Consider the following 17736-nt stretch of genomic DNA (forward strand, 5'->3'; position numbering starts at 1 on the left):
GGATAAAAATGCCCATGCAGCCAGCGATTGTATAAACGCCGGCCACCCGGAAAACAAGTCGGTAAATGCGTTCGGACAAGGCGGAATTCTGTGATAGGGTTCGCGCCCTTAAAAACCGCTGTAACGTTTTTCCAGGCAAAAAAACAGTGACAAACGGTCTGGCTCAGCAGGTTCGCGGCCTACACGCGTTTTCCCTGTTTCTTACACAAATTACGCACAGGCTTATCCACAGGTAGTACGTTGCAATCCCCCCTGAAACGCATTATCTTGTAGCACCGCGAAAACGCAGACCCTACATATAGGGTTTTCGTCTAAATCGCCCAACCACATTTCAGACCTGAAACTCAAGCGCTTTATGGCGAGTTTCCGGTTGAACGAACGAGTTTTTTCAAGCCCAAACCGCACTGGCGGATGGCACCGTTTTATTTGGTCCGAAACGGACAAAACGGTATGGGTGTTGCAGTCATGACTGTCACCCGCGAAGGAATCCGGTGGCGAGCTTCGGCTGGCTACCAAAACTTCGGCAAGGATGCGGCGTTGCAGCCTTTTTCCTACTGTTCCGAAGTTTGTAATGCCGACGCCCGTCGGGCGCAGTGCTTCGGTACAGAACGGTGAGCACCATGACGGTGCCAAACAAACATAGAGAATGTGGAGACCACCCCCATGCAAACCGACACAACTCGCGAGAACCCGCAGGGCACCTTGCCGCAGGCCGCCGATTCGACTTCGGATCTGGCAGCCACCGCGCCTGGCCAGCTGCGCGTGATCAAGCGTAATGGCACTGTCGTTCCTTACACCGATGACAAGATCACCGTCGCTATCACCAAAGCGTTCCTCGCAGTTGAAGGCGGCACCGCTGCCGCCTCGTCGCGAATCCACGACACCGTTGCGCGCCTGACCGAACAGGTCACCGCGACCTTCAAGCGTCGCATGCCATCGGGCGGCACCATCCACATCGAAGAAATCCAGGACCAGGTCGAACTGGCCCTGATGCGTGCCGGCGAGCAGAAAGTCGCTCGCGACTACGTGATCTACCGTGACGGCCGTTCGAAAGAACGCGCTGCCCACGCCCCGGCCGAAGCAGCCGTCAACGCGCACCCGTCGATCCGCATCACCCGCGCCGACGGTAGCCTCGCGCCGCTGGACATGGGCCGCCTGAACACCATCGTTACCGAAGCCTGCGAAGGGCTGGAAGAAGTCGACGGCGACCTGATCCAGCGCGAAACCCTGAAGAACCTGTACGACGGCGTCGCCCTGACCGACGTCAACACCGCACTGGTGATGACCGCCCGCACCCTGGTCGAGCGTGAGCCGAACTACTCGTTCGTCACCGCCCGCCTGCTGATGGACACCCTGCGTGCCGAAGGCCTGAACTTCCTCGAAGTCGCCGAAAGCGCCACCCATCACGAAATGGCCGACCTGTACGCCAAGGCCCTGCCGGCCTACATCGCCAAGGGTATCGAGTTCGAACTGCTGAACCCTGTGCTGGCCACCTTCGACCTGGAAAAACTGGGCAAGGCGATCAACCACGAGCGCGATCAGCAATTCACCTACCTGGGCCTGCAGACCCTGTACGACCGCTACTTCATCCACAAGGATGGCGTGCGTTTCGAACTGCCGCAGATCTTCTTCATGCGCGTGGCCATGGGCCTTGCGATCGAAGAGAAGCAGAAAGAAGACCGTGCGATCGAGTTCTACAACCTGCTGTCCTCGTTCGACTACATGGCTTCGACCCCGACCCTGTTCAACGCCGGTACCCTGCGTCCACAGCTGTCGAGCTGCTACCTGACCACTGTGCCGGATGACCTGTCGGGCATCTATCACGCGATCCACGACAACGCCATGCTGTCGAAATTTGCCGGCGGCCTGGGCAACGACTGGACGCCTGTTCGTGCGCTGGGTTCGTACATCAAGGGCACCAACGGCAAGTCGCAAGGCGTGGTGCCGTTCCTCAAAGTGGTGAACGACACCGCTGTGGCCGTGAACCAGGGCGGCAAGCGCAAAGGCGCGGTGTGTGCCTACCTGGAAACCTGGCACATGGACATCGAAGAGTTCATCGAGCTGCGCAAGAACACCGGTGACGATCGTCGTCGTACCCACGACATGAACACCGCCAACTGGATCCCTGACCTGTTCATGAAGCGTGTCTTCGATGACGGCAAGTGGACCCTGTTCTCGCCATCCGAAGTACCGGACCTGCACGACCTGACCGGTAAAGCCTTCGAAGAGCGCTACGAGTACTACGAAGCGCTGACCGAGTACCCGGGCAAGGTCAAGCTGTTCAAGACCATCCAGGCCAAAGACCTGTGGCGCAAAATGCTGTCCATGCTCTTCGAAACCGGCCACCCATGGCTGACTTTCAAAGACCCGTGCAACCTGCGCAGCCCGCAGCAGCACGTCGGCGTGGTCCACAGCTCGAACCTGTGCACCGAGATCACCTTGAACACCAACAAGGACGAAATCGCCGTTTGCAACCTGGGCTCGATCAACCTGCCGAACCATATCGTCGACGGCAAGCTCGATACCGCCAAGCTGCAACGCACCGTCAACACCGCTGTGCGCATGCTCGATAACGTGATCGACATCAACTACTACTCGGTGCCGCAAGCGAAGAACTCCAACTTCCGCCACCGTCCCGTCGGTCTGGGCATCATGGGCTTCCAGGACGCTCTGTACCTGCAGCACATTGCCTACGGCTCCGACGCTGCCGTCGAGTTCGCCGACAAGTCGATGGAAGCGGTCAGCTACTACGCGATCCAGGCTTCCTGCGACCTGGCCGACGAGCGCGGCGCCTACGAGACGTTCAACGGCTCGCTGTGGTCCAAAGGCATCCTGCCGCTGGATTCGCAACAGATCCTGATCGAACAGCGTGGCGAGAAGTACATCGACGTCGACCTGAAGGAAACCCTCGACTGGGCACCGGTTCGCGCCCGTGTACAGAAAGGCATCCGTAACTCGAACATCATGGCCATCGCACCGACCGCGACCATCGCCAACATCACTGGCGTCTCGCAGTCGATCGAACCGACCTATCAGAACCTGTACGTGAAATCGAACCTGTCGGGCGAATTCACCGTGATCAACCCTTACCTGGTTCGCGATCTGAAAGCTCGCGGTCTGTGGGACTCGGTCATGATCAACGACCTGAAGTACTACGACGGTTCGGTGCAGCAGATCGAGCGCATCCCGCAAGAGCTCAAAGAGCTCTACGCGACCGCGTTCGAAGTGGACACCAAGTGGATCGTTGACGCCGCCAGCCGTCGTCAGAAGTGGATCGACCAGGCCCAGTCGCTGAACCTGTACATCGCCGGCGCATCGGGCAAGAAGCTCGACGTGACCTACCGCATGGCCTGGTACCGTGGCCTGAAAACCACTTACTACCTCCGTGCCCTGGCCGCGACCAGCACCGAGAAGTCGACCATCAACACCGGTAAGCTGAACGCTGTTTCCAGCGGCGGCAACCACGGCGACGATTCGGTCCTGGCCGCTCCGGCAGGTCCGGCACCCGTGCCAAAGGCCTGCGCGATTGACGAGCCGGATTGCGAAGCTTGCCAATAAGCTGAGCTGATTTCAGGCGTTGCGAGACGCCTGGAATCTCAAGGCAAACAAAACCCCCGACAGACTTCTGGTTTGTCGGGGGTTTTGTTTTTGGGGTTTAGGTTTGGGTGAATATCCGTTGCAGCGATAACGGCTTCTTATGGTTTCGCTGTTACAGCGAGTCACCTTTTCAGAGACCTGGTCGTAGGTTGCTGCGCTTCCTCCCCGGATCGATCCCGTAACGAAGCCTGCCGAAGGGGCGAAAGATCAAGAGCCGAAGCAAAGCAAAAGCCAGATCAAGAGCCAGATCAAAAGATCGCAGCCTTCGGCGGCTCCTACAGTTGGATCGTGGGTATCTGGGCGAAATTGGTTGGCCGCAGACCGCTATCGCGAGCCGGCTCACTCCTACAATTGGATCGGGTACACCCGCGAAATCAGGTCAGCTGTCAGGCCTCCTTCGCGAGCAGGCTCGCTCCCACAGAAAAGCAAGCAGCGAAGCTGCCCGCGGCAAAGCCGCCCCACTCAACAATGAGCGCAAGCTCAAGTGCTTTTGATCTTGCTTTTGATCCACCGGCGACGTCGGAAGGCTGAGTGGAGGGATTGATCCGGGCGTGGGAGCGCAGCGACCGTCTGGCGCAGCCAGACACAGCGGAAGGAGGTGCAGCGAAGCAAACCGGAGCCGCTGCGCCCGGATCGATCCCGCAGCGAAGGGACCCGAGCCTGCGAGGGCCGAACGCAGGAGCAAGCGTTTTTTTGCTTACTTTTTTTAGGCGTTTGTAAAAAAGTGAGTCGCCGTCAGGCGAAACCGCCAGCCGCAGCACCGCAAAAAACGGATATACCCCTAAACCCCCAAGAACCTGGTCGGCCCAAAGGCCGCCACGGCCAAAAAAAGCCCCTCAAAACCGAGGGGCCCAAAAAACCAGCTCAGAAACCCGAATCAGGTCATCTGAATAATGGTCTGCATAATCGTGCTCTGCGTCGAAATGGTCTTGGCGTTCGCCTGATAGTTGCTCTGGCCTTTGATCAGATCAACCAGCTCATTGGTCAGGTTAACGTTCGATTCTTCCAGCGAGTTGGACACCACCGAACCCAGCGTACCGGTCTCAGGCGCATCGTAGCCCGGAATACCCGAAGCAAACGTCTCTTTCCAGCTGGTGCCACCGATCGCCTGCAGGCCCTGTTCGTTGGTGAAGCTCGCCAGTGCAACCTGTCCGATGGCCTTGCTCTGGTTGTTGCTGAAGTTGGCGAACAAGGTACCGGTACCGTCGATGGTCAGGTTGGTGATCTGGCCAGTCGCGTAACCATCCTGAGTAGGAATCGTGCGCGAGGTGTCGGCGTTGTACTGAGTGGTCTTGGCCATCGAGATGGTCACACCCGCCGGGTTTGCCGCCGCGCCGTTAGCCTTCCAGACACCATCGGTCACAGTGCCTGGCACCCAGCCCTTGAGTGTCAGGTCGCTGCTGATGATGGCCGGGCCACCCAGCGGATCTGGCGTGCTGACCTGGGTCAGCTTGCCGGTCGCGTCAAAGGACAGCGTCGAGGCTACAGGCGCGGTGGTCTTCGGATCGCTGCCGGTCGCATCCGGGTTACGACCGTCCACCAGGGTGTAGACCTTCCAGGTGTTGGCGCCGGTTTTCACCATGTATTGATCCATGGTGTGCTGGTTGCCCTGGCTGTCATAGATCGGGGTGCTGAACGACTTGGTGTAGGTCGCAGTGTTGGTAGGGTCGAATTTGCCTGCCGCGACCGTATCGTCGATCACCGCAGCGGTCGAGTTCAGATTGATGGTCGAAGCCACCGCCGAAGTCGACTTCGGGGCCAGGTTCGAGGTATCGATCTTGAGGTCGGTCAAGACGCCGTTAATAATCTTGCCGTTGGCATCCACACCGTAGCCCTGCAAACGCGAGGTGTAGTCAGTGTTGGTGATGTAGCCGGCGTTATCGACCTTGAACGTACCGGCACGGGTGTAAGACACCGAGCCGTTGTTGTTCATGGTGAAAAAGCCAGAGCCGTTAATGCCCATATCCAGCACGTTGCCAGTGTTGTTGATGTCACCCTGGGTGAACTGCTGGGACACGTTGGCCAGGCGTACGCCGTTACCGATCACTTTGCTGCCGCTGCCCAGACGAGTCGCCGAATAGACGTCTTCGAATTCTGCGCGCGAGGATTTGAACCCGGCGGTGGCGACGTTGGCGATGTTGTTGCCGGTTACGTCGAGTTGTTTGTTGGCGGCATAGAGACCGCTAAGGCCGATGTTAAAAGACATGTTCCACTCCTTCGTGCCGGGTTAGTCGGCTCTATATACCAATGGTTTGTACTTTGGACAGGGCAACGGTGCCCTTGCCGGCCAGGTTGAGCATCAGCTCGCCACCGGTCTGGCTGATCGTCACGCTGTTGACGGTCGCTGGCAGGTAGGTCGCCAGGTCGGTCGCGGTGCCGTTGATCGGTGCGTTGGCCTTGAACGTATAGGTGCCAACCGGGACCACGGTGCCGGCAGTGTCCTTGCCGTCCCAAGTGAAGCTGGCATCGCCGGCAGCGCGGCTGCCCAGGTCGATGGTGCGCACGGTTTTGCCGTCCTTGTCGGTGATGGTCACGGTGCCGCCGGCAATCGACGAAGGCACGGTGACCGAACCGGTCAGGCCTTTGCTCGGGTCATCGAGCTGGGCGGTGTTGGTCTGCACGATCACGTTGCGACCGACCAGCGACGAGGCTTGCAGCGCCTGCGACGAGTTGTAGTTGCCGGCAAGGCCACTGACTGTGGAGTTCAGCGTGGTGATGCCTTCAAGGCTGCTGAACTGCGCCAGTTGCGCCACGAAAGCGCTGTTGTCCTGCGGGTCGAGCGGGTTCTGGTTTTTCAGCTGGGTGACCAGCAATTGCAGGAACGCATCCTTGCCCAGCGCCTGGCCGCCGGTGGCACTGTTGGTCGCCGAGGCGATGCCGCCCGACGTGGTGCTACTCGTCTTGGACGAGTTGGCCAGGATGTCTTTCATGCTCAGGGTGCTGGTGGTGTCCGTAACGCTCATGGCATTCGTCCCTTATTACTGACCGAGGGTCAGTACCTTCTGCATCATGGTCTTGGCGGTGTTCATCATTTCCGCGTTGGTCTGGAACGAGCGGCTGGCGGAAATCATGTCAGCCATTTCTTCCACCACGTTGACGTTCGGGTAGTAGACGTAGCCCTTGGCGTCAGCGGCCGGGTGGTTCGGCTCGTAGCGCGCCTCGAGGTTGCTCTGGTCTTCGACAACGCCGAGCACCTGCACACCCTGCCCGGCCGCGTCCTGGTTCTGGAACAACGAACTGCTGCCGCCGGCCTGGCCGCCCTGGAACATGGTGGCGAACACCGGGTGACGGGCGCGGTAGGTCTGGTCGATGCTCGACGAGACGGTTTCGGCGTTGGCGATGTTCGAGGCCACGGTGTTCAGACGTGTGGTCTGCGCGCTCATGCCGCTGCCGGCAATGTTGAAAACGCTGGACAGGGACATGGATTATTCTCCGCGCAGGGCTGACACCAGCCCTTTGAATTTGCTGTTGAGCAAGGTGAAGCTGGCCTGGAAACCGACGGCGTTTTCCGCGTAGTTGGACTGTTCCAGTTGAGCGTCGACGGTGTTCTGGTCGATCGAAGGCTGCATCGGCGTGCGATACATCAGCGACTCGTCGCCGTTGCCCAGCCCTTCAGCCTCGATGTGACGGCTGTTGGTCATGTTCAGGGCAAAGTGGCCGCCGGTCTTGGTTTTCTCGGTCTGTGCTTCGAGCACTTTGGAGAAATCCAGATCCCGCGCCTTGTAGTTCGGGGTGTCGGCGTTGGCGATGTTATTGGCCAGTACTTCGGCACGCTGGGCGCGGAAGCCCAATGCCTTTTCGTGAATGCCCAGCGCTTTGTCGAAGCTGATGCTCATGTCGGGAACCTTCAGGTGACCGGTTTTTCGTATCTGAGCTTTAGCAAGCGCCGTGCCAGATTGTAACCCCCCGGTTTCCGGGGCTTTGCCGGCCGCCGGCAAAGCGGCAATGCCAGAAAAGCGGCAACCGGCTTCCGCCAGATGCCGCTTTTCTGCCGCTTGGCTGCCTCTATCGCCGGCGAAAAACTGTGGGAGCGAGCTTGCTCGCGAAGGCGGAGTGCCAGCCAATGCAAATGCAGAATGTGACGGCCTCTTCGCGAGCAAGCTCGCTCCCACAGGGATTGTTGGTGTTAAGAGAATTTCTTCGGACATAAAAAAACGGGAGGCCTTTGCGGGCTTCCCGTTTTTTGTATGAGCGCAAACCGCTTATTTCGCCTTGTAAATAATCCCCGGGCTGCACTGAACCATCTGGTAATGATCCGGCAATCCGTTCAGCGCTTCGGACGCGCCAAGGAACAGGTACCCGCCCGGCTTCAATGTGCTGTGAATGCGCAACAGGATGTCCTTCTTCACTTCGGCAGAGAAGTAGATCAGCACGTTGCGGCAGAACACGATGTCGAACTTGCCCAGCGCCGCGTAACTGTCGAGCAGGTTGAAAGAGCGGAATTCCACCCGGCTCTTGATCGGCGCCTTGACCACCCAGCGCCCCGGCCCTTTCGGGTCGAAGTAGCGTTGCAGGCGTTCCGGCGACAGACCGCGACCGATCGCCAGGCTGTCGTACTCGCCGGTCTTGCAGTTGTTGAGCATCAGACCCGACAGATCGGTGGCAACAATCTGCACGCCCATCTTCAACTGGCCCAGGTTGCTGCGCTCGAACTCGTCGATCGACATCGACAGCGAGTAGGGTTCCTGCCCCGACGAGCAGGCCGCCGACCAGATCCGCAGACGCTGGTTGGGGCTGGCCTTGATCGCTTCCGGCAGTACCTTGTTCTTCAAGACTTCAAACGGATAGGTGTCGCGAAACCACAGGGTTTCGTTGGTCGTCATGGCATCGACCACCTGCTCGCGCAAACCGCTGCGCGGCTGGGTCTGGATGCGCTGCACCAGCTCACCCAGGGACTTGATGCCTTGCTGCTCCATCAGTTTGTTGAGACGGCTCGAGACCAGATACTGCTTGTTTTCACCGAGCAGAATGCCACAGGCTTTTTCCAGGAAGACCCGGAACTGTTCGAAATCCAAATTACCCGTAGACAATGATGCCGCCTCTTAAATCGTGTTGAACGCCAAGGGCAAAACGCCCCTAGCTGATATCTGCTGCTTTGATCCGGTCGACTACCCGGGATGCGAGGTCATCAGGACGGAATTTGGCCAAAAAGTCATCAGCACCGACTTTCTTCACCATCGCCTGATTGAATACCCCCGACAACGAAGTATGCAGGATGATATGGAGCTTTTGCATGCGTGCGTCGCCGCGGATTTCCGCCGTCAGGGTGTACCCGTCCATCTCCGGCATCTCGATGTCGGAAATCATCATCAGGAACTCTTCTTCCGGCTTCTTGCCCTCGTCGACCAGCTTGCGCAGGTAATCCAGCGCCTGCTTGCCGTCGTTCAGCGCCACCACTTCGACACCGATGGTCTGCAGACAACGCGTGACCTGCTTGCGCGCCACCGACGAGTCATCGACCGTCAGCACCCGCAGCGACAATGCCTTGGTCTGCGTCTCGACATCGACCACGCCCACCGAAATCGCTTCCGGCGTCGGCGCCACTTCGGCCAGCACCTTCTCGACATCGATGATTTCGACCAGCTGGTTGTCGACCCGAGTCACAGCGGTCAGGTAGTGATCGCGGCCGGTTCCCTTGGGCGGCGGATGGATCTCTTCCCAGTTCATGTTGACGATGCGCTCCACCGAGCGGACCAGGAAACCCTGGGTCTTGGTGTTGTACTCCGTGATGATCACGAACGGGCTGTTCTTGTCTTTCAACGCACCGGAGCCCGTTGCCATTGCCAGATCCAGGATCGGAATGGTCGCTCCCCGTATATTCGCTACCCCGCACACGACAGGACTGGATTTGGGCATCAACGTCAGGGACGGGCATTGCAACACTTCCCGTACCTTGAACACGTTGATCCCATAGAGCTGCGGCCCGTCGAGACGGAACAACAGCAGCTCGAGGCGATTCTGCCCTACCAGTTGCGTGCGCTGGTTCACCGAATCCATTACACCAGCCATGCCCAGACTCCTACATCAACGCCAAGTGTTGTTGCGACGCACATTCATTGCTAAACGGCACGGCGCTTGCTTTTTAACTCGTATGAACGCTCAAACGACATTTTCCCGACGCCTGACATCTACCCTTCGCAAAGGGCTTTGCGCGGTGTCCGCCGTTTGCTGCTTGCTTGCTGGCAGTCCTGCCCATGCAGATGCGGTTACCTTGCCTGATATGCTTATCGGCGTGACTCAGGGCTTTCTTGAATTCACCGTAGAAGACTATTTGGCTTCCAGTCAAACCGAAGGCCGCTACGAAATCGAAGTCAACCAGCTCGACCCGCGCATGCGCATGCCGATGTGCGACAAGGAATTGACAGCCACGCTGGAGAGCCCGGCACGCCCGCTGGGGCGCGTCACGGTGAAGGTTCGCTGCGAAGGCAGTTCGCCCTGGACGGTGTTCGTACCCGCTCAAGTCCGCCTGTTTCGCGAGATCGTGACCACCACTCGTCCGCTGAAACGCGCCGGTATCATCGAGCCGCAGGACGTGACGTTGCGCGAGCGCGATGTCAGCACGATCAATCAGGGTTTCCTTACCTCCGTCGACGAAGCGATCGGGCAGAAATTAACCCGACCAACGGTAGCCGATCAGGTCATCACGCAGGTGCATCTGGAGCAGGCCGAAGTCGTGCGCAAGGGTGACCAGGTGGTGATCACAGCGCGCAGCGGCACCCTCGCCGTACGCATGCCGGGGAAGCACTCTCCAATGGCGGCATGAAAGAACAGATTCGCGTAAAAAACCTTAATTCTCAAAGAGTTATCAAGGCGCAGGTGATTGCGCCGGGACAGGTCGAAGTGGCCATGTAAAAGCCTCGCGGAGAAAACTGGCGCCGATCCCGTCGCTTCCCTAAACTGTGCCGCAGCAGGTCTCGCAACGGCGCATGCAAGCTTATGGTTGATTGGGCCTAAAGTTTTTCAGGGGATAGCCGAAAACATGGCAAGCGTCCAAATTCCCAGAGGTTTTTTATCATGGTTATCGATTTCAACCGATTGAACAGTTCCTCGTCACTTACCGGCAATACACGTACCAGCAACGCCAGGGAAAGCGCTGAAAACAGCCCCTCCGCGCCGCTGAATACCCAGGCCGAACCGCCCAGTGCCGCCAAAAGCGGGGAATCGGTACACCTCAGCAATGAGGCTCAACAGTTGCAGAAGGTCACTGACAAGCTGCGCGATCAGCCTGCTGTCGACAAAGCCCGTGTGGCCGAGTTGAAAGCCGCGATTGCCGATGGCAGCTATAAAGTCGACAGCAACCGTGTAGCCAGCAAACTGCTCAACTTCGAAGCCCAGCGCTAGGCTTTTGCCGGCGCCAGGCTTTTGGACGCTTAAACCCCAAGGCCAGCCATGCACGACACTAACTTATTGCAACTGATCAATGACGACTTTGCTCCAGCGCAACAATTGCTGGAGTTATTGCAAACCGAATCCCTCGCTTTGCATGGTCGCGACATGCCGTTGCTGGAAGAAATTCTGGCGACCAAGCAAGCGTTGATCATTCTGCTCGAGCAGCATGGCCGCAAGCGCAGCGAAATCCTCGCCAGCCTCAACCTGCCGACCGACCGCACAGGTCTTGAGCAACTGGCCAGCCAGTCGAGCATTGGCGACCAGTTGCTGACCCAGGGCGATGCCCTGACCGCGCTGATCGCCCAATGCCAGGCGGCCAACATCAAGAACGGCCAGTCGATCCAGATCCAGCAGGCGACTACGGCCAACCAGCTGAAGATCCTCACCGGCGGTGAGCCGCCAGCGCTGTACGACGCCAGCGGGACCTTTGCCAAACCGGTCAAGCCGCGAACGCTCAGCCAGGCATGAGCCATTCGCTGGCCCTGCACTATCCACTTGCGCAACATGCTGGCAAAATACTGGCCAGTCGTCTTATTTTGTCTGGAGATTGAAGAACCGTGTCCAACACCCTAAGCGCGGATGATGCTCCGCAGCCTCCGAAGGTGCTCACCACGCCACTGGAAATCTCCAGCAACCTGCGCCAGCTGCAAGACAGCCACGATCCGCTGATCATCACCTTCCATGAACGCAGCCAGCGCTTTCAGAGTTACCTGATCAAGGTCGACCGCGAAACCGCAACGATTGCGCTGGACGAAATGATCCCGCGCGATGGCGAGCGCTTCCTCCAGGCTGGCGAACCGTTCAAGGTCGAAGGCTTTCATGACGGCGTGCGCATCGCCTGGGAATGCAACGGCACGCTGAACATCGAAGAATCCGACGGCGACCGTTTCTACACCGGCGACCTGCCGAGCGAAGTGGTCTATCACCAGCGCCGTAACGCCTTCCGCGCTGCGTTGAAGCTCACCGATCTGGTCAGCGTTGAACTGGGCGGCGAAAAGCTCAAGGCGCCTATCCACGGCAAGCTGCTGGATATTTCCGCGACCGGTTGCAAGTTCCGCTTCGAAGGCGACATCACTGATCGCCTGCAACTGGGCCAGGTCTACGATCGTCTGATCGCCCCGCCGCTGTTCGGCAATCAGCCAACGTCGGTCGAGCTGCGCTACCTGCACTTCGAAGAAAAACTCAACATCACCTTCGCCGGTCTGCGCTTCCACAACATCAGTGGCCAGGCTGCGCGCAACGTCGAGCGTTTTGTTTACCAGTTGCAACGTGAAGCACGGCGTTTCGACAAAGACGATCTCTGAGTCGCAGCGATCAAAAAGGGCAGTCCCGCACAGGGCTGCCCTTTTTATGCGCCGGTGTTTACCTTCGATTCAGGGCCTGCCACCGCTGATATCCGGCGCAGGCTTGTCTTCATTGCCGCTGTCCAGTTCGGTTTCAACGACTGCTTCCGGCTGCGCTTCGGGCTCAGGCTCAGGCTCAGGCTCAGGCTCAGGCTCAGGAGTGACCGGCGCCGGGTCCTGGACCATCTGCTCCTGCACCACCTGCTCATCGACACGCGGGTCAAGCGCCGCCACCAGCGGCGAGCTCGACATGCTGTCCGGCATTGCCACGTGATGCAGCGGTGCGTCGTCGACCTGGTGCAGGTTGGTGACCGCTTTCGGACGAATCCGCCAGACCAGCACCAGCGCGAAGAAACTGAAGAACGCATACAGGCTCTGACTGCCGAGAAACTTCATCAGCACGCCCGCCAGCAGCGGCCCGATGCTCGCGCCGACGCCATAAGTCACCAGCAACATGGCGGTCAGCGACACCCGGCGATCGCCTTCGACGTGGTCGTTGGAAAACGCCACCGCCAGCGGATACAGGCAGAACTGCACCAGCGAACAGAAGAAACCGACGACGAACAGCACCTCCAGCGGCACCTGCGGCATGATCGCCAACGGCAACGCCGCCACCGCGAGAAACCCGGCAAAGCAGCGAATCAGCAGCGCGCGGTCATAACGGTCGGACAACCAGCCCAACGGCCACTGCACCAGCAGACCGGCAAAAATGCAGCTACCCATGAACAGACCGACCTGCTCGGTCGACAGCCCTTGCTGCGAGGCGTACAGCGGTGCCAGACCATAAAACGAACCAATGATCAGACCGGCGCCGAGCACCGTGCTCAGCGATTGCGGCACCCGTTTGATAAAGAAGCGCGGCTCCATCGGCGCCGGGTGCAGGGGCGCCGGGTGAATCCGTTGGGTCAGCGTCACCGGCACCAGACACAGGGCAAAGCACAGCGCGACCAGCATCAGCAGTTCCAGGCCGAGGCCGGGGTGCATGACCAGAATCAGCTGGCCCAGCACCAGGCCCAGATACGAGGCGATCATGTAGCCGCTGAACACCAGGCCGCGTTGATTGGCATCGGCCTGCTCGTTGAGCCAGCTCTCGATCACCATGTACTGACACATCATGCCCAGACCAACGATTGTCCGCAGCACCAGCCACGCCGGCAGCCAGTCCACCAGCCCATGGCCGAGCACCGCCGCGCCGACGATCCCGGCACACGCCGAGTAGGCACGGATATGCCCGACCCGGGCAATCAGGCGATGGCCGATCTTGCCGCCCAGCACCAGACCGAAATAGTTGGCCGCCATCAGCGCACCGACCCACAGACCGTCGACATTGTCGGCGGCCAGACGCAAAGCCAGATAAGTAGAAAGAAGGCCAGAGCCGATCAACATCATCAGCGAGGCGAAATACAGTGCTCGAAAGGATTTCCAGATTTGGCGCATCGGCGTTCCGAGCGGCTCCTTGCAGTAAATACCGGGCGGTCAGAACGACTGCCCGGCAGCAGCGATACGTCAGGCCTGGGCGGCCAGCACACGGCGCTCCCAGGGAGTGATTTCATCAAAGAAGCTGGTCAACTCCATGGTCTTCGAAGCGATGTAGCCTTCGATGAACTCCGACCCGAACAGTTCCCTCGCCAACTGGCTACGTTTCAGACGCTCCAGCGCGGCGTGCAAGGTACACGGCAAGGCCAGATTATCCGGCACGGCGAACTCACCCTGGATTGCCGCGCTCGGCTCCAGTTCCTGCTCGATGCCATGCAAACCCGCAGCCAGACTGGCGGCGATGGCCAGATACGGATTGGCATCGGCGCCCGGCAAACGGTTTTCGACCCGACGGGCGACCGGCGAGCTGGCGGGAATACGCAAGCCGGCGGCGCGATTGTCATGGGACCAACAGGCGTTGTTCGGCGACGCGTACGGATGACACAGGCGCTGATAGGAATTCACATTGGGCGCGAACAGCGCGGTGAAGTCGGCCAACCCTGCCTGCTGCCCGCCGATGAAGTGGCGGAACATCGCTGTCGACTCACCGTTCGAGTCGGTAAAGACATTCTTGCCGCTGCCGATCTCAACGATGCTCTGGTGAATATGCATCGAACTGCCCGGTGTGTGCGCCAGCGGTTTGGCCATGCACACCACGCTCAGGCCATGCTTGAGCGCGACTTCCTTGAGCAGGTGCTTGAACAGGAACGTCTGATCGGCCAGCAGCAGCGGATCGCCGTGCAGCAGATTGATCTCGAACTGACTGACGCCCATTTCATGCATGAAGGTGTCACGCGGCAGGCCAAGGGCGGCCATGCATTTATACACTTCGCTGAAGAACGGCCGCAGACCGTTGTTGGAACTGACGCTGAACGCTGACTGGCCATCCTCGCGGCGACCGTCGAGGCCTACCGGCGGACGGAACGGCTGAGTCGGATCGGTATTGGGTGCGAAGACAAAAATTCCAGTTCGGTCGCCACCACCGGCGCCAGACCGTGCGCGGCATAACGGGCGATGACCGCTTTGAGCTGGCCACGGGTCGAGAGACTTGAGCTCTCCCGCTCAGTTCGTCGGCGTCGCAAATCGCCATGGCGCGCGGCTCGTCGCTCCACGGCAAACGATGAATCTGCGCAGGATCGGCGACCAGCGCCAGATCGCCGTCGTCACTGCCGTAAAACCGCGCCGGCGGGTAGCCGCCCATGATGCATTGCAGCAGCACACCCCGCGCCAACTGCAAACGCCGCCCCTCGAGGAACCCCTCGGCGGTCATCACCTTGCCCCGTGGCACCCCGTTCAGATCCGGGGTGACACATTCAATCTCATCAATGCCGGTCAATCGCTGCGCGAGTGAACCCTGGCCATCGGTTGTCATGACGCAATCCTTGTTGTTGTGCGAGCCGCGAACGGCGACCCGGACAAAATAGGCTGCGGCTGTTCGGAATATCAAGCAGCGTCAAACAAAAAGCCTGTCATGGCAGATAGAGGCTGAACACCCCACCACCCAACGGCCCGCCGTTGCTGATTTCGGTGCGCCCTTCCACACCGTTGCGCTGGTGCAGCGCGGCGATGCGATTGGCGAAATACAGTCCCAGCCCAGTGCTGCCGCTGCTGTGATTGATGCCCTGGACATAATCGGCCTGACGCTCAAGCATCTGCGCCGGATAGCCGTCGCCATCGTCATTGATGCTCAGCACCAGTTGCCCGGCTTCGTCGCTGACGGTGATCAGCAGCGACTCGCGGGCGTAACGGATCGCGTTATTGATGCAGTTACCGAGCACCGAAGCGATCAGCTCGCGATCGAAGAAACCCAGCGGGCTCAACGGATCGACCTCATAAGTGGCGATGATGCCGCGACTGGCAAACACTTCCTGATGCGCGGCCAGTTGCGCCTCGATGAAATCGTCGAGTTCGTGATACGCCGGCTGCAGCGGCAACTGATTGACGCCGAGTTTGTACAGCCCGAGCAACTGCACCAGCATGCCGTTGAGGTGGGCGAACTCGAAGTCGATCACGCCCTGCTCCGAGCCTTCGCGCAACTCTTTCGGCAAACGCGCCAGCCACTGGCTGTGCGCCTGCATCAGCATGGCTAGGGAGTTCTTCATGTCGTGAACGGTGGAGGCAATCACCGTGGAAAAATCCAGCGCCGGATCAATTGGGTTCATTCGCCAAACGCCTTGCTTTTCAGCTTCTGATAACGCGCAAACCGCGCGTCGGTGTCGGGCATCAGGCCCACCAGTTTCAGGCAGGCCCGACATTCTTCCAGCTCCGCCGACGGCACACTGGTGTCGGTGCCATGCAACAGCGACTGGGCCAGGTTCAGCGCAATACTGATGTTTTTCGGTTGCAGCTTGAGCGCCTTGCGGAACACCTCGCGGGCCTCGACCAGATTGCCGGTCTTGTACACACGCACGCCCTGACGGTTGAGATCGGCCGCAGCGTTGCTCGAGCTGAGAATGGTCGGATCGTCAGTGAGCTTGGCAATGTCTTTCATCACCGCCGGATCATCACCGTAGATCTCCGCGCAGCTCTTGAGCATCGAAGTGCCCGCCTCGGCCTGACCGAGCATTTGCAACTGCTTGGCCACCAACAGCGCCGCCTCGGGGCTCATGAATTGTTCCATGCCATCGAGGCGCATCAGCGCCTGTTCAGTAAGCTTGTCAGCGGTTTCGGCGTCGTTGAGCAACAGGCTGGTGGCTTTCATCAACCGCGCGCGAATCTGCAGGCCTGGATCGCTCGGGTTCTCTTTGGCTACGGCGCTGAGTGTGGTGTTGATCTCCAGCCGCGTGCGCGTGTCGAGACCGCGATCGCTGCCCTTGCTGATCAGCGCGTGCGCCAGGCCGAGGTTGCTCTCCGGGTCCTTGAAACGCGACTGCGCGCCCTGTGCCACCGCTTGGCGATAAGCACGCGAGGCGGTTTCGAAATCTTCGTTGGCCATCGCCAGTTTGCCGAGCAAGGCCTGACGACGCACTGCCAGCGGCGACAGACGAATCGCTTCTTCCAGCACCCGTTGCGCGCCTTTGCTGTCGCCTTCGGCCACCAGCACATCAGCCACGCCGTCATACAGCGCCGGCATCATCGGGAAGACTTTCAGGGCTTTTTCATAAACTTCTTTGGCCTGCGAGACCTGCCCGCGTTTGAACAGCAACTTGCCCAATCCAGCGAAGGCCCATGGCAATGGGCGGTCGGCAATGATGCCGTCGTAGAGTCGCTCCAGCGCTTCGTTCTGGTTCATGTCGCGCAGGGCGTCGGCGCGGTAACGCAGGCACAGCGGCGAATAGCGGATGTCCTGTTTGCACAGGGCAATACAGGCATTGAGCACCTCGACCGGCTTACCGCGATCAAGGGCTTGCAGAATCGGTTTGAGCAACGTCTTGCGTTGTTCCAGACGCTCAAGGCGCTGGGCCAGTCCGGAACGGTTGAACGGCTTGGTCAGGTACGCATCCGGCTCATGCTCCAGCGCACTGAGCACCATCGCCTGACTGGTTTCGGCGGTGACCATGACGAAAACGGCTTCGTGGCTGATGAGCTTTTCCGACATCAGGTCTTCGAGCACCTGCTGGCCGTTCTTCTTGCCGTCGCCGAGGTGGAAGTCCTGAAGAATGAAATCATAGGACTTCTGCGAGCACATCTTCAGCGCCTGCTCGCCAGTGTCGGCAGTATCGACATCCTTGACGCCGAGCTCACGCAACATCGAACGCACGGAACTGCGGAAATCGGAAAAATCATCGACGATCAGAAAGCTTTTTGGTGATACGACGACATCGAGGATTTCCAGGCAATTGAAGAAAACGAACCGAGGCGATTTCAGGCGCGCAGATGATAGCTGGAGGCCACGCGCCATCAAGCGATTTCGCTGGAGTCTGAACTCACCGTTCGGGTTATCGGCCAAAAGTGCCGGGGCCTGAGGGTGGTGCTTCAAGAATGTTGCTTC

At 59.4% G+C, this 17736-nt stretch carries 13 protein-coding genes and 2 pseudogenes; 5 read left to right on the forward strand and 10 right to left on the reverse strand.

Annotated features, from left to right (window positions below; all coding sequences use genetic code 11):
• Positions 1–663 precede the first annotated feature (663 nt).
• A complete protein-coding gene (locus LJU32_24780) occupies positions 664–3558 on the forward strand; it encodes a ribonucleoside-diphosphate reductase subunit alpha (GenBank protein WKV88562.1) in 2895 nt (964 codons plus the stop codon).
• A 916-nt stretch (positions 3559–4474) separates the two neighbouring features.
• On the opposite strand, the gene flgE is transcribed toward LJU32_24780, so the two are convergent.
• The 6 genes from flgE to LJU32_24810 all read right to left on the reverse strand — a co-directional run bounded on the left by flgE (position 4475) and on the right by LJU32_24810 (position 9606).
• Entirely contained in the window at positions 4475–5803 is a 1329-nt protein-coding gene (gene flgE / locus LJU32_24785) for a flagellar hook protein FlgE (protein WKV88563.1), read from the reverse strand.
• Positions 5804–5834: 31 nt separating this feature from the next.
• Positions 5835–6560 (reverse strand): flagellar hook assembly protein FlgD, encoded by a 726-nt coding sequence (gene flgD, locus LJU32_24790; GenBank protein WKV88564.1) that lies wholly within the window; start codon positions 6558–6560, stop codon positions 5835–5837.
• Between the two features lie 15 nt (positions 6561–6575).
• Positions 6576–7019 (reverse strand): flagellar basal body rod protein FlgC, encoded by a 444-nt coding sequence (flgC, locus tag LJU32_24795; protein ID WKV88565.1) that lies wholly within the window; start codon positions 7017–7019, stop codon positions 6576–6578.
• A 3-nt stretch (positions 7020–7022) separates the two neighbouring features.
• A complete protein-coding gene (gene flgB / locus LJU32_24800; protein WKV88566.1) occupies positions 7023–7433 on the reverse strand; it encodes a flagellar basal body rod protein FlgB in 411 nt (136 codons plus the stop codon).
• A 366-nt stretch (positions 7434–7799) separates the two neighbouring features.
• Positions 7800–8627 (reverse strand): protein-glutamate O-methyltransferase CheR, encoded by an 828-nt coding sequence (gene cheR, locus LJU32_24805; GenBank protein ID WKV88567.1) that lies wholly within the window; start codon positions 8625–8627, stop codon positions 7800–7802.
• 46 nt (positions 8628–8673) lie between these two features.
• Positions 8674–9606 (reverse strand): chemotaxis protein CheV, encoded by a 933-nt coding sequence (locus LJU32_24810; protein ID WKV88568.1) that lies wholly within the window; start codon positions 9604–9606, stop codon positions 8674–8676.
• Positions 9607–9688: 82 nt separating this feature from the next.
• Between LJU32_24810 and flgA the strand changes: the two are divergent.
• From flgA to LJU32_24830, 4 genes and pseudogenes are all read left to right on the forward strand, one after another.
• A pseudogene (gene flgA, locus LJU32_24815) lies at positions 9689–10449 on the forward strand (flagellar basal body P-ring formation protein FlgA).
• Positions 10450–10611: 162 nt separating this feature from the next.
• Positions 10612–10938 carry a flagellar biosynthesis anti-sigma factor FlgM gene (gene flgM / locus LJU32_24820; GenBank protein WKV88569.1) on the forward strand — a complete coding sequence of 109 codons (327 nt, stop codon included), beginning with the start codon at positions 10612–10614 and terminating at the stop codon, positions 10936–10938.
• A gap of 48 nt (positions 10939–10986) precedes the next feature.
• Positions 10987–11454, forward strand: coding sequence for a flagellar protein FlgN (locus LJU32_24825; GenBank protein WKV88570.1), 468 nt, complete (start codon positions 10987–10989; stop codon positions 11452–11454).
• A gap of 89 nt (positions 11455–11543) precedes the next feature.
• Entirely contained in the window at positions 11544–12290 is a 747-nt protein-coding gene (locus LJU32_24830; GenBank protein ID WKV88571.1) for a flagellar brake protein, read from the forward strand.
• Between the two features lie 69 nt (positions 12291–12359).
• Here the strand turns inward: LJU32_24830 and LJU32_24835 are convergent, their stop codons facing one another.
• The 4 genes and pseudogenes from LJU32_24835 to LJU32_24850 form a co-directional block, all read right to left on the reverse strand.
• A complete protein-coding gene (locus LJU32_24835; GenBank protein ID WKV88572.1) occupies positions 12360–13766 on the reverse strand; it encodes an MFS transporter in 1407 nt (468 codons plus the stop codon).
• Positions 13767–13835: 69 nt separating this feature from the next.
• Positions 13836–15075, reverse strand: a pseudogene (locus LJU32_24840) (glutamine synthetase family protein).
• A 199-nt stretch (positions 15076–15274) separates the two neighbouring features.
• Complete coding sequence (locus tag LJU32_24845; protein ID WKV88573.1) at positions 15275–15967, reverse strand: HAMP domain-containing histidine kinase; 693 nt, start codon at positions 15965–15967, stop codon at positions 15275–15277.
• Complete coding sequence (locus LJU32_24850) at positions 15964–17646, reverse strand: response regulator (GenBank protein WKV88574.1); 1683 nt, start codon at positions 17644–17646, stop codon at positions 15964–15966. The genes LJU32_24845 and LJU32_24850 overlap by 4 nt, the downstream gene beginning before the upstream one ends.
• Between the last annotated feature and the right edge of the window lie 90 nt (positions 17647–17736).

Origin of the sequence: Pseudomonas sp. B21_DOA, assembly GCA_030544685.1 — a bacterium.
GTDB lineage: Bacteria > Pseudomonadota > Gammaproteobacteria > Pseudomonadales > Pseudomonadaceae > Aquipseudomonas > Aquipseudomonas fluorescens_AO.

Excerpts from the sequence above, each read along its gene's own strand:
- flgB (WKV88566.1), bottom strand. The coding sequence starts at position 7,433 with ATGAGCATCAGCTTCGACAAAGCGCTGGGCATTCACGAAAAGGCATTG.
- flgC (WKV88565.1), bottom strand. The coding sequence starts at position 7,019 with ATGTCCCTGTCCAGCGTTTTCAACATTGCCGGCAGCGGCATGAGCGCG.
- LJU32_24835 (WKV88572.1), bottom strand. The coding sequence starts at position 13,766 with ATGCGCCAAATCTGGAAATCCTTTCGAGCACTGTATTTCGCCTCGCTG.
- LJU32_24825 (WKV88570.1), top strand. The coding sequence starts at position 10,987 with ATGCACGACACTAACTTATTGCAACTGATCAATGACGACTTTGCTCCA.
- flgE (WKV88563.1), bottom strand. The coding sequence starts at position 5,803 with ATGTCTTTTAACATCGGCCTTAGCGGTCTCTATGCCGCCAACAAACAA.
- LJU32_24780 (WKV88562.1), top strand. The coding sequence starts at position 664 with ATGCAAACCGACACAACTCGCGAGAACCCGCAGGGCACCTTGCCGCAG.
- LJU32_24810 (WKV88568.1), bottom strand. The coding sequence starts at position 9,606 with ATGGCTGGTGTAATGGATTCGGTGAACCAGCGCACGCAACTGGTAGGG.
- LJU32_24845 (WKV88573.1), bottom strand. The coding sequence starts at position 15,967 with ATGAACCCAATTGATCCGGCGCTGGATTTTTCCACGGTGATTGCCTCC.
- flgM (WKV88569.1), top strand. The coding sequence starts at position 10,612 with ATGGTTATCGATTTCAACCGATTGAACAGTTCCTCGTCACTTACCGGC.
- flgD (WKV88564.1), bottom strand. The coding sequence starts at position 6,560 with ATGAGCGTTACGGACACCACCAGCACCCTGAGCATGAAAGACATCCTG.
- LJU32_24850 (WKV88574.1), bottom strand. The coding sequence starts at position 17,646 with ATGGCGCGTGGCCTCCAGCTATCATCTGCGCGCCTGAAATCGCCTCGG.